This window comes from Calothrix sp. NIES-2100, from assembly GCF_963875285.1.
Lineage (GTDB): Bacteria > Cyanobacteriota > Cyanobacteriia > Cyanobacteriales > Nostocaceae > Aulosira.
The window spans coordinates 1637624-1651094 of the sequence record NZ_CAWNLA010000001.1 but is presented as its reverse complement, the minus strand read 5'-3'; the positions used below and the strand labels follow the sequence as shown (position 1 = coordinate 1651094).

General features: G+C 44.9%; 9 protein-coding genes. 6 read left to right on the top strand and 3 right to left on the bottom strand.

Annotated elements, in window-relative coordinates:
• The first annotated feature begins 480 nt into the window (after positions 1 to 480).
• Positions 481 to 2073, top strand: a complete 1593-nt coding sequence (locus AACU32_RS06830; protein WP_096598902.1) for an ammonium transporter — start codon at positions 481 to 483, stop codon at positions 2071 to 2073.
• Positions 2074 to 2148: 75 nt separating this feature from the next.
• Here the strand turns inward: AACU32_RS06830 and AACU32_RS06825 are convergent, their stop codons facing one another.
• From AACU32_RS06825 to AACU32_RS06815, 3 genes are all read right to left on the bottom strand, one after another.
• Positions 2149 to 2796 carry a response regulator gene (locus AACU32_RS06825; RefSeq protein WP_096598901.1) on the bottom strand — a complete coding sequence of 216 codons (648 nt, stop codon included), beginning with the start codon at positions 2794 to 2796 and terminating at the stop codon, positions 2149 to 2151.
• A gap of 142 nt (positions 2797 to 2938) precedes the next feature.
• The gene (locus AACU32_RS06820; RefSeq protein ID WP_096598900.1) at positions 2939 to 4300 is read right to left on the bottom strand and encodes a sensor histidine kinase; all 1362 of its coding nucleotides are present in this window, start codon (positions 4298 to 4300) and stop codon (positions 2939 to 2941) included.
• Between the two features lie 380 nt (positions 4301 to 4680).
• On the bottom strand, positions 4681 to 4830 hold the full coding sequence (locus AACU32_RS06815; RefSeq protein WP_339377605.1) for a hypothetical protein: 150 nt from the start codon (positions 4828 to 4830) through the stop codon (positions 4681 to 4683).
• A 9-nt stretch (positions 4831 to 4839) separates the two neighbouring features.
• On the opposite strand from AACU32_RS06815, the gene AACU32_RS06810 reads away from it, so the two are divergent.
• From AACU32_RS06810 to AACU32_RS06790, 5 genes are all read left to right on the top strand, one after another.
• The gene (locus AACU32_RS06810; protein ID WP_096598899.1) at positions 4840 to 5679 is read left to right on the top strand and encodes a sulfotransferase family protein; all 840 of its coding nucleotides are present in this window, start codon (positions 4840 to 4842) and stop codon (positions 5677 to 5679) included.
• A 41-nt stretch (positions 5680 to 5720) separates the two neighbouring features.
• The gene (locus AACU32_RS06805) at positions 5721 to 5900 is read left to right on the top strand and encodes a hypothetical protein (protein ID WP_339377604.1); all 180 of its coding nucleotides are present in this window, start codon (positions 5721 to 5723) and stop codon (positions 5898 to 5900) included.
• A 218-nt stretch (positions 5901 to 6118) separates the two neighbouring features.
• Positions 6119 to 8107 carry a calcium-binding protein gene (locus AACU32_RS06800; RefSeq protein ID WP_339377603.1) on the top strand — a complete coding sequence of 663 codons (1989 nt, stop codon included), beginning with the start codon at positions 6119 to 6121 and terminating at the stop codon, positions 8105 to 8107.
• 421 nt (positions 8108 to 8528) lie between these two features.
• Complete coding sequence (locus AACU32_RS06795) at positions 8529 to 9374, top strand: sulfotransferase family protein (protein WP_096598897.1); 846 nt, start codon at positions 8529 to 8531, stop codon at positions 9372 to 9374.
• Positions 9375 to 9437: 63 nt separating this feature from the next.
• Positions 9438 to 13460: a beta strand repeat-containing protein gene (locus tag AACU32_RS06790; protein ID WP_339377602.1), complete on the top strand. Its 4023-nt coding sequence runs from the start codon at positions 9438 to 9440 to the stop codon at positions 13458 to 13460.
• Positions 13461 to 13471: the final 11 nt, after the last annotated feature.

Genomic DNA, 13471 nt, shown 5'->3' with positions numbered 1-13471 from the left:
GGAATAAAGATTATTAAAATAATGCAGATAGACTTTTTTATATTTAGGATTATTTCCTAAAAATTTTTGATAATCGAGACTAGATTTTTATTGATTTTAGATAATTGATACCCTGCTTAATCGCCTGAATTAACCTAAAAATAACCAAATTTATTCTTTAGATAAAATTTCCACACAATCAAGCTACTAACTGCTTCCGATAAATTTACAACGTTTCCGGGAAATTCATAGTGAGTTTGTGAAGTTTTATGCTTTGCCTAAGATGCCAAAACTTAATGTAAAATAAAATACTTTACTAAATTTATCAACACGTCCTAATATTTACTAGTATGTAGTTTTGATTATATATGATCGCTTGGTAATCACTAGAATCCGGATAAAACTTGTTAAAAGTTTTACTTTGAAAATATCTCTGATACAAGTATAAATAAGTCATACATAAACTCCTACGGTATTACCATCAAAACACGCTCTTTCTCTATGCCTAAGCCAAAAAGCCTGAAAGCCAAGTCAAAAAAAACTCGGCTTTTAAAGTATGCTGTTTTACCTGTATTAACCCTGCTCATCCTGGTTTGCATCTCTCATGCTACAGCTGCTCAAACTTCGGCATCAGCTAGTTATAAAGTAGCTGATAATACCCAGTGGGTTTTGTTGACTGGGTGCTTAGTGTTCTTTATGAACGCAGGCTTCGCTATGTTAGAGTCTGGCTTTTGTCGCAGCGCCAATGCCATAACTGTCTTAGCCAAAAACCTAATTGTGTTTGCTATTGCTGCTTTAGCCTTCTGGATTTTAGGCTTCGGTTTCATGTTTGGTCATGGGAATGAATTTATCGGCACAAAAGGTTTTTTATTACAAGGTTATGACAATAGCCCTGCAATACAAAACAATTACCAAGGAATTTTTGATTCATTAAAATGGGCAGCGATTCCTCTGAGTGCTAAATTTTTCTTTCAGTTAACCTTTGCTGGTACTGCTGCAACTATTGTTTCCGGAGCGGTTGCGGAAAGAATTAGGTTCGCTGCATTTATGATTTTCAGTTTTTTCTTAGTGTTGAGTTATGCCATCACAGGCCATTGGATGTGGGGAGGTGGTTTTCTCTACAAGCTAGGTTTTAGAGATTTTGCTGGTTCAACTGTAGTTCACTCAGTTGGTGGCTGGGCTGCTTTGATCGGAACTGTATTGTTAAAGCCACGTTTAGGAAAATATAGAAAATTTCAACCAAACGAAAAACGCTCTTGGCAAAGAACAAGCTTTTACGGCAAAAAAATCATTTCTATCCCCGCACATAATCTCAGTGCTGCAACTCTTGGTTGTTTTATTCTTTGGCTTGGTTGGTATGGTTTTAACGCCGGCTCAACACTAACAGCTAATTCCGAAGCTATAGCTCATATTATTGTGACCACTCTCATGGCTGGTGCAATGGGAGCAATGGGTGCTACTTTTTGGTCTTGGCAGTTTTATGAAAAACCTAGTCTCTCATTTATGATTAACGGTATTTTAGCTGGTTGTGTGAGTATTACCGCTGCTTGTGCTTTTGTTAATATTCCCAGTGCAGCTTTGATCGGCTTTATTGGTGGGGCGCTGGTTGTTTATGCATCTGTGATCTTAGATAAGTGCGAAATTGACGATCCAGTAGGTGCTATTTCTGTTCATCTTGTTTGTGGAATCTGGGGAACAGTAGCGGTAGGGCTGTTTAGTCAAGACCCTAGCAGTTATAGCTGGGCTAAAGATTTTTTTACTCAAGAAAGCTCATTAAAGGGTGGGTTATTTTTTGGTGGTGGGCCAAATCTTTTGTTTGCTCAACTTATTGGTATTCTGCTGGTGAGTGAGTTTACGGTAATATTTAGTGCGATCGCCTGGATTGGCATCAGCTATTTTATGTATCTTATTTCTGGTACGTCTCGTTCTAAATTTAAGATTTTCAAATTTTTGCGAGTTTTACCTCAAGAGGAAGTTATCGGTCTAGATAGTTTGTTTGCTGAGGGTAACGATATCCAGCAACTCAAGCGAGAATACATGGAAACTCAAAGGCAAAAACGTTATTGGCAGCGAAAGCGCAATCTCCGCGAATGATCGAGGAGCATACTCATTGGCACGATTTTTTGAATCTTCGCCAATCATCTCTTCATTAACTACAAAAAACCACTATTAAACACATCCAACTTGCACTGCCCTGGTAGCAGCCTCTGTGCGGTTCGTTACTCCTAACTTATTTAGTACCTGACTGACATGATGTCTAATAGTAGAAGGACTCAACTTCATCCGTTGAGCGATCGCTTCATTAGTCAATCCTAAAGCCAGCAGTGTTAATACCTCTTGTTGACGCCTGCTCAGTTCATAGACAGCTTGGGATGATGGTTTGCTCGGTTGCAGCAACGCCTGAACAACCTCTTGTGTCAACATAGAACGACCGATCGCAGCGGCTCGTATGGTATCTGCCAACTCATCAATCGAGACACCCTTGAGCAGGTAGCCAATGGCTCCGGCTTGCATTGCTTGCTGTACTAAGTCATTTTCAAAAAAACTGGTCAAAATTAAAACTTGAATTTGCGGGTATTTTTTGCAGATAGCTCTTGTTGCTTCTGCTCCATTCATCCCGATCATCATCAAATCCATCAGCACTACATTTGGTTGCAGCTGTTCGCACAAACGTACTGCTTCATCTCCATTACGCGCTTCCCCCACTAATTCAATATCATCAAACGCTAGCAAGAGAAATTTAATACCTCCCCGCATAATTTCATGATCGTCAACAGTAACGACACGAATTGGTTTGACTAATTGAGCATGTTCCATATATAAATTTGGGGTTTTATAATCATTTTTAATACATTATTGTTTCATTTAAACGTGTTTTTACTGAAAAATTTTTACTTTTATTTAATAAAGGCTTAATATCATTTCATAATGAGTAATCTGACATAGCATTCAGTCTCTCCTAATTCTTTACCTGACCTTCATTGCAACTTAAAATAACTTCAGTTCCCTGCCCTGGAGAGCTTTCTAGATGGAAAGTAGCACCAATTGAATCAGCCCGTTCTTTCATAATTGCAATCCCTAAATGACCAGATGGTATGTTGTTACGGTCAAAACCACAGCCATTATCGCTTATACGCAAAACTATCTTTTGTGAATCGCTGTAGAGACTCACTGAAACTTGCGTAGCTTGAGCATATTTAATAATATTATTTAGTGCTTCTTGAGCAATTCGATAAAAGACAAGCTTTACCTCATTAGATACAGAGCGATCGCTTTCTACAATTGTTGTTATCTGAAAATTTACCCGTTCGGAAATGGCTTTGGTTAACTGCTTGAGTAATTCACCTAATAGTTTTTCTGCCAAACCATTGGGACGCAACTCAAGCAGTAAATTCCGCATCTCTGCTAACGCTCCTTGTGTGAGCTGGACGAGTTCCTCTAATCCCTGTTGGGCTGTTTCTGGGTTGCGTTTCCACACTCTAGGCAAAGCTTCGGCAATTGTCGCCACAGAAAACAGCGTCTGCGATACTGAATCGTGTAAGTCACGGGCGAGGCGATTTCGTTCAATTTCCACAGCAATCTTGCGTAGCCGTTCGCTTTCCATCAATTGTTCGCGTAGCTTCACCGCTTGCATCAACTCCTTCGTCAGGCGTAGACTCATAATCACCACGAAGGACAGAAATCCATATTCGCTGAGGTATAGAGATTTGAACACTCCCAAATCCATTAGGCGATCGTATTGAACAGTTCCTACAAAAATCGCCAGACTCAAACCCAAAATCAGTGCAGCTTGCTTTTCGCCAAGTTTATATTGACGGTAACAGGCGTAAAAAGTAAAAATTACATTACTGATTAAAGCTAAGAATTGGAACCCGAATAGAGGATTGAGTGTCCCTTCTGGGTGGGTAATTGGTTCGCCCCAAGGCAAAGAGATGCTAGATAGTCTGCTGATTTGGGAGTAGAGAATTCCAGTGGGTAAAATTTGGTTAATTAAGATGCAGATGACGTAGAGGCTATTCAGTGCCAACAGTAAGCGTACTGGCTTAAATTTAGTATATAAAGCCACAAACCAGACATAAGCAATTGTGAAAAGAAACCCTAAGGAAGATGTCAATTTTCTGGCATTTATATAATCTTCTACATCAGTGACTTTATATTTGGCTATAAGAGCCAAGATATAGCTAGCACCCAGCAAGCAGGTTAACCCAAACCAGAAGTGCAGCACAGATTTTAATCGCGCAGAAGCAATTAGCAGGTGTAATAGACCAACATACAGGCAAATGCCAGCAAATATACCCAAAAGGCTTGAAATAATAGTCATTACCTGATTTCACGAGAAACTTGTTTTATAGATAACGCAGTAATTTCACTGTAGTTTACTGCTACTCGCGCAGATGAATGTTGATGGGAGCAAATCAGAAAACAGAACAAAATTATAGATATATAGGATCAATGACCTAGTGCATTATAGGTCATTGATCCTAGTCAAAAATAGGACAAGTATCCGATGCGCTCACTCAGGCGATCGCTGTACAATGGCTTGCACCTTTAATGAATCGACTCGCACCTTGAATGCATTAAAGAGCAACTTTGATGCATGAGCATTGCAAAAACCAGCCTTGCTCATTTTTTATGGCTTGGTGAAGATCGCCACTCTCATTACTCTAGATAAGTATTAATTATATAGGACAAAGATCCTAGTCAAAACTTGGATCTTTGTCCGATGCGGTGACTGAGGCGATCGCTATATAATTCATTTCGCCACAACAAAATTTTAACAACTGCCAAGCCTGTACAAGCAAAACACACAGGTACAAAAGCTTCTATGTCAAGGCAATAAATCAGAGCCAATTAATCGTCATGACTGCCAAAATCCATTTTATCTCCGGCTTACCTCGTTCCGGTTCCACCTTACTCGGAGCGTTACTGCGGCAAAACCCCCGGTTTCACGCCAGCATGACTAGCCCCGTTGGTAGTCTGGTAAACCGAATGCTAGAAGCGATGAGCGAAGACAACGAATATTCTGTCTTTATCACCCCTGAGCAAAAACGGGCATTAACCTTAACTATATTTTCCACATTTTACGAACCCCAAGCCGAAAAAGAAGTCATCTTTGATACTAATCGCTTGTGGTGTAGCAAATTGTCCTTAATTCAACAGCTATTTCCTGGCTCAAAGGTGATTTGCTGCGTGCGGAATGTCGCTTGGATTATGGATAGCATCGAACGGCTGATTAGAAAAAATGCTTTTGATGTGTCGCGGATGTTTAATAATGCTGGCGAACGTTCCACAGTTTACACCCGCACTGAAGCCTTGAGTGGTGGGGGACGGTTAGTGGGGTTTGCTTATAATGCCCTCAAAGAAGCATTTTATAGCGAATACAGTGCTTCTTTACTTTTGGTGGACTATGACTTATTAACCCAAGCACCTGATAAAACCCTATCGCTGATTTATCAATTTTTACAAGAGGAACCCTTTGAGCATGATTTTGCCAATGTGGAATACGAAGCTGAGGAATTTGATCATCGGCTCAATACTAAGGGACTACATCAGGTGCGTCGCAAAGTCGAGTTTCAGCCGCGACTGACAATTTTACCGCCAGATTTATTTACTCAGTATGATGGGTTGTCTTTTTGGAAGAACCCTAGCAATAGTCTGGCGAATGTGATTGTCGCCCAGCCGATAGAAGCGGTGAGCTAATGAAACTTTAAATCTTTCCCCTTCCCTACCAAGCTGCACCTTTGATGCATCGCCTTGCACCTTTAATGCATCGGCTTGCACCTTTGATGCATCGGCTTGCACCTTTAATGCATCGACTTGCACCTTTGATGCATCGACTTGCACCTTTAATGCATTGGCTTGCACCTTTAATGCATTGGCTTGCATCTTTAATGCATCGACCTGCACCTTTAATGCATTGACTTACAAAAGTTAACTCAAGAAATACAAAACCATAAATAAATTCTTTTCAACTTTAACCCTAACAACAGCCACAGCTTTAACCATTGCACTAACAGGAGGAGCAATGAGCAGTGACTCCGTTTTAGGAAAGACATCTATTGACTTAGCAACGTACTAAAACTTTAGTCGTCTGCTGTTTGCCCACCTGACAAATAACTCAACAAAAGAAAAAAATCAAATGACAAACTTCATCGTTAATCAAACTACTGATGACGGCACTGGGACTACTACAGGCACCCTCAGTTACGCAATTCTCCAAGCTAACCAACTCGCAGGGGATGACACCATTACCCTCAATAATGATGTGCGTGTGACTGGGGTAGTAAAAACCCTGGTGAACAGCAACATCAGCATTGTGGGCAACAACCACAGTATTAGCGGCGATGCCAATAACAATGGCATCAACGATAATGGCGACGTGCGCCCCCTATTCATCCAGTCGGGAACTGTCGATATCTCTGACCTGACCATCACCAACGGACGGGCTAAAGGCGGAGATAGTAACAGCGGCGGCGGCGGTGCTGGTTTGGGCGGCGGCTTGTTTATCTATGATGGCAACGTCTCTTTAACCAATGTCGATTTTAGTAACAACGCCGCACAAGGCGGCAGTAGCGGTGTCGGCGGCGGCGGTGCTGGCGGCAGCGGCGGCGGCGGGATGTTTGGCAATTCCGTCAGCGGCTACGGCATTTTCACCGGCGGCGGCGGACTTTTTGCAGCAAACACTAACAACAACGGCGGTTACGGTGGTAACGGCAACTACGGCGGTGGTATTGGTGCCTTCGGTGGCGGTGGGAATGGGAGTTCTAGCAGTAATGGTGCTAGCGGCGGCTTCGGCGGCGGCGGCGGCGGCAGCCAGAAGCTCGGCGGCAACGGCGGCTTCGGCGGCGGCGGCGGCTTCGGCTTCTACGGCAACGGCGGCGGCAACGGCGGCTATGGCGGCGGCGGCGGCGGCTTCGGCGGCGGCTACAGCGGCAATGGCTTCTTCAGCTCCGGCGGCTTCGGCGGCGGCAACGGCGGCTATGGCCGCGGCGGCGGCGGTGCTGGACTAGGAGGTGGTATCTTCGTCCGCAGTGGCTCTTTGACCCTCAACAACACCAGCTTTACTGACAATACAGCTACAGGTGGCACGGGTTCTCAAAATGGTCAAGGCTTAGGTGGGGCAATCTTCATCATGCAGTCCACCACCAACACCAACGGCAACAACCAGGGAATGCCCACCGTCCTTGGCACTATCAATTTTGTCGGTTCATCTACCTTCAGCGGCAACAGTGCAGCTAACGATGCGGGAACTGCCACCAATAACGATGATGTCTACGGCACACAAAAACCTGTCACCAACAGTGCCCCTGTTGCTGTTGATGACACTGCTACTACATTCTTTGCAACTCCTGTCAACATCCCAGTTAGTAGCCTACTGGCAAATGATACCGATGCCGATGGCAACTCGTTAAGCATCACTGCTGTGGGCGGTGCTACCAACGGTACTGCCGTCCTGAACAATAACGGCACAGCCAGCAACACCGCAGATGATTTCGTTTCCTTTACGCCAAATCTTCTGTTCTTTGGGAATGCCAGCTTTAATTACACCCTCAGCGATGGTAGCCTCACTGATACTGGTACGGTGACTGTGGCTGTCGGTCTTAACAGTAATGGTACGAATCAAGCGGATAACCTGGTTGGCAGCATTGGTAACGACATCATCAACGGTGGTAATGGCAACGATACCATCTACGGCGGCGCGGGTAACGATAGCCTCAACGGTGATAATGGCAACGACATCTTGTATGGCGATGGACTGATGGATGGCGGCGCGGGTAACGATAGCCTCAACGGTGGTAATGGCAACGATACTCTCTATGGTGGCGGTGGTAGCGATCGCCTCAATGGCGGTAATGGTAACGATCTCCTTTATGGTGGTGCTGGCAGCGATATTCTCACAGGTGGCAATGGTAACGATATTTTTGCTTTTGCTGCTGGGGAAGGTACTGATACCATTACTGATTTTTCTAAGGGTAGTGATTTGATTGGATTGTATAGTGGTTTAAGCTTTGGGCAATTAAGTTTTTCAGGTAACAATATCAAAGTGACTTCCACCAATGAAATTTTGGCGACGCTGACTGGTATTAATACGACGACGCTGACTGCTGCTAATTTCGTAACAGTCTAAAATCGTAGCCTTTTTGGGTGATTGGTGATGCGATCGCATTTGAGAACAAAAGAAAATGCGATCGCACATCAAACTACCTCAGAATATGGTTTCTTCAGCTTTACCGTGTGGTGAAGATCGCAACTCTCATTATTCAAGATAAGTATTAATTATATAGGACAAAGATCCTAGTCAAAACTGGGATCTTTGTTCGATGCGGTGATTGGGGCGATCGCTCTATAATCCATTTCACTATCAAAAATTTAGACAAACGCCTAGCCGAGCAGACTATCAAGCTCTAGCTTTCATCCCCAACGCAGACAGCATAGGGGACAATCACGCTGCGCTTTTTTTAGCCTCAATGCTAATTCGTTATTAAATAATGTCGCGCCTGGAGAAACATTCAATTTCTCCAGGCGACAAATCAAGCTAATTAACCATTATGAGTGCCAAAATCCACTTTATCTCCGGCTTACCTCGCTCCGGTTCCACCTTACTCGGCGCTTTACTGCGGCAAAATCCCCAGTTTCATGCCAGTATGTCTAGCCCTGTGGGTAGTCTAGTAAATCGAATGCTCGAAGCTATGAGCGAAGACAACGAATTTTCCGTATTCATCACCCCAGAGCAAAAACGGGCATTAACTTTAAATATTTTTTCCACATTTTACCAGTCCCAAACCGATAAACAAGTCATCTTCGACACTAACCGCTTGTGGTGTAGCAAATTGTCCTTAATTCACGAATTATTTCCTCACTCCAAAGTAATTTGCTGTGTGCGGAATGTGGCTTGGATTATGGACAGCATCGAAAGACTAGTCAGAAAAAACTCCTTTGATGTTTCTCGCTTATTTAACAACCCCACCGAACGCGCCACGGTTTACACCCGTACCGAAGCCTTGAGTCAAGGGGGACGGTTAGTGGGGTTTGCCTATAACGCTCTTAAAGAAGCTTTTTATAGCGAATATAGCTCGCGGTTATTGTTAGTCGATTACGACTTATTAGCGCAAAAGCCGGATAAGGTTTTGCATTTAATTTATCAATTTTTAGAAGAAGAACCATTCGACCATGACTTTGAAAATGTCCAATATGATGCACCGGAATTTGACAACCGACTCAACCTGAAAGGACTGCACACAGTTCGTTCTAAAGTCGAGTTGCAAGAAAGGCAAACCATTTTGCCACCGGATTTATTTACCCAATTTAATCAGTTGTCTTTTTGGACAAATCCTAGCAATAGTTCGGCGAATTTGATTGTTGCCCAACCAACAGACACAACGGTTAAATCTTGACTCCCCTTTTTTTAAAGGTGAAAGTTTCTACTCATTCAATTCACACAACAGGAAAAGTATCAAATGGCAAATTTCATCGTTAACCAAACCACTGATGACGGTAGCGGTAATACCGCAGGTACACTCAGTTATGCAATTCTCCAAGCGAACCAAATCGCAGGGGATGACACCATTACCATTAATAGCGATGTCCGCATCACTGGGGTGATGAAAACCCTGGTGAACAGCAACATCACTATTGTAGGCAACGGCAAGAGCATCAGTGGCGATGCCAACAATAACGGTATTAATGATGATGGTGACCTACGCCCCTTATTCATTTTGTCGGGAACCGTCGGTATTTCTGACCTGACCATCACCAACGGACGCGCCAAAGGCGGTAACGGTAGCGGTGGCAGCGGTGGTGGTGCTGGCTTGGGAGGTGGCTTGTTTATTTATGATGGCAATGTCTCCCTAACTAATGTCGCTTTCAGTAATAACACAGCGCAAGGCGGTAATGGCTCGATCGGCTTGAGTGGCGGCGGTGGTGGTGGTATGTTTGGCAATGGCAGCGCCCTCGGCGGCGGTGGACTATTTGGCAACGCCAGTGGCGGTGGCGGTGGCTACGGTGGCAACGGAAACTACGATGGTGGTTCCAATAGTGGCTACAGCGGTAGCACCAGCTTCGGTGGCGGGGGAGACCCTAAAGGTCTTCCCGAAGGCGGCTTCGGTGGTGGCGGTGTATTTGATGGTAACGGTGGCTTTGGTGGTGGTGGTGGCAGTGATAACTCCAGTACTGGTGGAAATGGTGGCTACGGCGGCGGTGGTGGCTACAGTGAAAATGGTGGTGGCTTGGGTGGCTTTGGCGGCGGCAGCAAAGGTTCTTCTTCTGATGGTGGCTCCGGTGCTGGCTTAGGGGGTGGTATCTTTGTTCGCAGTGGTTCTTTAACCCTCAGCGACACCAGTTTTACTAACAACACGGCTGTAGGTGGATTAAGTTCATCGCCGTCTTCAAGTCAAGGCTTGGGTGGGGCAATCTTCATCATGCAGTCCACCACCAACACCAACAATAATAACCAGGGAATGCCCACGGTTCTTGGCACCATCGATTTTGTCGGTTCGTCTACCTTCAGCGGCAACAGTGCGGCTAACGATGCTGGAACTCTCACTAATAATGATGATGTCTACGGCACACAAATACCTGTAACTGCTCCCACTGTCAGCATTACGGCACAAACAGCCACAGCCAATGAAGGTGGTAGCAACGGTGTTTATCGCCTAACTCGCACCGACACCACAGGAGATTTAACCATTAACCTAACTATTGATGGTATTAGTACAGCTTCGACGGCTGACTATACCCTCAATGGTGGTAGCGTCAACGTTTCTGGCAATACCTTAACTGTCACCATTGCCGATGGCCAAAGCTTTGTTGATCTTGACCTAGCAGCCATTGACGACATTGCAACTGAAGCAGCCGAAACCCTCAAACTCAACTTAGACACTGGTACTGGCTACACCGTTGACGGTACAAACAATACTGCCACAGTTACCATTGCCGCCAATGATACCGTCGTCACCAACACCAACGATTCCGGTGAAGGTTCCTTGCGGCAAGCAATTCTCAATGCTAACGCCCTTGCTGGGGCAGATACCATTACCTTTGCAGGTAGCGTATTCACTGATGCCACCCCTAATACCATTACTTTGACATCTGGGCAACTGACAATTACTGATGATGTCACCATTCAAGGAACTGGGGCAAATCAACTGACAGTGAGTGGCAACAATGCCTCCAGCGTGTTCAGCATTTTTCCTATCAGTAGGCCAATAAATAGTACAATTGATGCTTTGACAATTACCGAAGGTAATGGTGGTTATGGTGGAGCCATCACAAATTACGGCACTCTCACCATTACTAACAGCACCATTAGTAACAGTCGGGCATTTAACGGTGGAGGTATTGGGAATGGCGGCACTCTCACTATAATTAACAGCACCATCACTGGCAATAGTACGACGGGCAACTCTGGAGGCGGAATTGCTAGTAGTGGCACTCTCACTGTAATTAATAGCACCATCAGTGGTAACACAGCAGATCGCGTTGGAGGTGGCATAGGCTCTTTTGGTTTTAGTGGCAGCAGTACTATCATCAACAGCACAATTACTAATAACACTGCCAAAAACATCCAAAATGAAGGAGGTGGCGGAGGAGTTTTTCGTTCTTTCGGCAATTTAACTGTCCAAAACACTATCATTGCGGGCAACTTCGACTTGGGGAATCAATCCCCCGATATTTCCGGCGCGGTGACAGGAAATGCCAACAACCTCATTGGTAGCCTGACTGGTGCATCCGGCACTATCGGCACAGGAAGCGATATCACCTTTGCCTCGGCTGGCATCACGGATATCAACCAAGTCCTTGCTGCCCTTGCTAACAACGGTGGCGCAACCCAAACCCACGCCTTAGTCGCAGGTTCAGCCGCCATCAACGCTGGCAATAATGCCTTTGTTCCCTCTGGTGTCACCACCGACCAACGCGGTACAGGTTTTAACCGCATTAGTGGCAGCACAGTCGATATTGGAACTTACGAAGTACAAAATAACAACCCAACAGCGACAAACGACAGCGTAACCACAAATGAAGATACTGCTGTTAACGGTAATGTCTTAACTAATGATACTGACCCCGATACAGGTGATATCCTTACTGTCAGTGCCGTCAACGGCAATGCTGCGAATGTGGGTAATCAAATTACTTTAACTTCTGGTGCGCTGTTAACACTTAATGCTAATGGCACATTTGCTTACAACCCCAACGCTAAATTTGAATCCTTGGGTGTGGGAGCTACTGCCAACGACAGTTTTGCTTATACTATCAGTGATGGCAAAGGTGGTACTAGTACAGCCACAGTCAACCTGACCATCAACGGTGTCAACGATGCGCCCACAGTCGCCAACCCCATTGCTAACCAAAGCACCCTAGAAGATGGCTTCTTCAGCTTTACCATTCCAGCCAACACCTTTGTCGATGTTGATGCAGGTGACAGCTTAACCTACACTGCCACCCTCGCTAACGGCAACGCCCTACCCACTTGGTTAAGCTTCGATGCCAATACCCGCACCTTTAGCGGCACACCCAATGACCCAGATAACGGCACAATTAGCATTAAAGTTACTGCAACTGACACTAGCAACGCCAGTGTTGATGATACCTTTGATTTAACGGTAACTCCTGTTAACGATGCACCTGTAGCCGGTGATGACTCTGCTAGCGCCAATCAAAATACACCTTTGACTTTACTGGCTGCTAACTTGTTAGCTAACGATACAGATGTAGACAGTTCTACTTTAAGCATCACTGCTGTGAGTAACGCTGTTAACGGTACTGTGAGCTTAAATAACAGTGGCAATATCGTCTTTACTCCCACCACAGGTTTTACTGGCAATGGCAGCTTTAACTACACCGTCAGCGATGGCAATGGTGGCACAGATGTAGCGATGGTGACAGTGGCTGTGGGAGTCAACCTCAACGGTACTAACCAAAATGATAATATCAACGGTACATCTGGCAACGACATTATTAATGCACTCAACGGTAACGATAGTGTCTTTGGCAATGCAGGTAACGATAACTTAGTGGGTGATAATGGTAATGACACGCTTTATGGCGGTACTGGCAACGACACCTTGTTAGGTGGTAACGGTGATGACACGCTTAACGGTGAAGCTGGTAACGACCGTCTCGAAGGTGATAACGGTGAAGATTCACTTTCTGGCGGTGACGGTAGCGACACTCTCTTGGGTGGAAATGGTCAAGATTTACTCGTTGGCGGTGCGGGTAACGATTTCCTCAATGGTGGCAAAGCTGATGATATCCTAACTGGCGGTAGTGGTGGCGATATCTTCGTGTTGGAGAAAGCTGCAGGTCGAGATACAATCACTGACTTTAGTTTAGGTCAAGGCGATAAGATTGGCTTGCTTGGGTTGAATTTCAGTCAATTGTCTTTCTCTGGCGATGAGATTCGTTTGGGTAATCAAACTTTGGGAATACTCACTGGCTTTGATACGACTACGCTAACGCAAAGCAACTTTGTTTCTGTGTAAGTTCTGTTGGG

Coding starts and splice junctions, on each gene's coding strand:
- AACU32_RS06795 (WP_096598897.1), top strand. CDS start 8,529: ATGAGTGCCAAAATCCACTTTATCTCCGGCTTACCTCGCTCCGGTTCC.
- AACU32_RS06830 (WP_096598902.1), top strand. CDS start 481: ATGCCTAAGCCAAAAAGCCTGAAAGCCAAGTCAAAAAAAACTCGGCTT.
- AACU32_RS06820 (WP_096598900.1), bottom strand. CDS start 4,300: ATGACTATTATTTCAAGCCTTTTGGGTATATTTGCTGGCATTTGCCTG.
- AACU32_RS06790 (WP_339377602.1), top strand. CDS start 9,438: ATGGCAAATTTCATCGTTAACCAAACCACTGATGACGGTAGCGGTAAT.
- AACU32_RS06800 (WP_339377603.1), top strand. CDS start 6,119: ATGACAAACTTCATCGTTAATCAAACTACTGATGACGGCACTGGGACT.
- AACU32_RS06810 (WP_096598899.1), top strand. CDS start 4,840: ATGACTGCCAAAATCCATTTTATCTCCGGCTTACCTCGTTCCGGTTCC.
- AACU32_RS06825 (WP_096598901.1), bottom strand. CDS start 2,796: ATGGAACATGCTCAATTAGTCAAACCAATTCGTGTCGTTACTGTTGAC.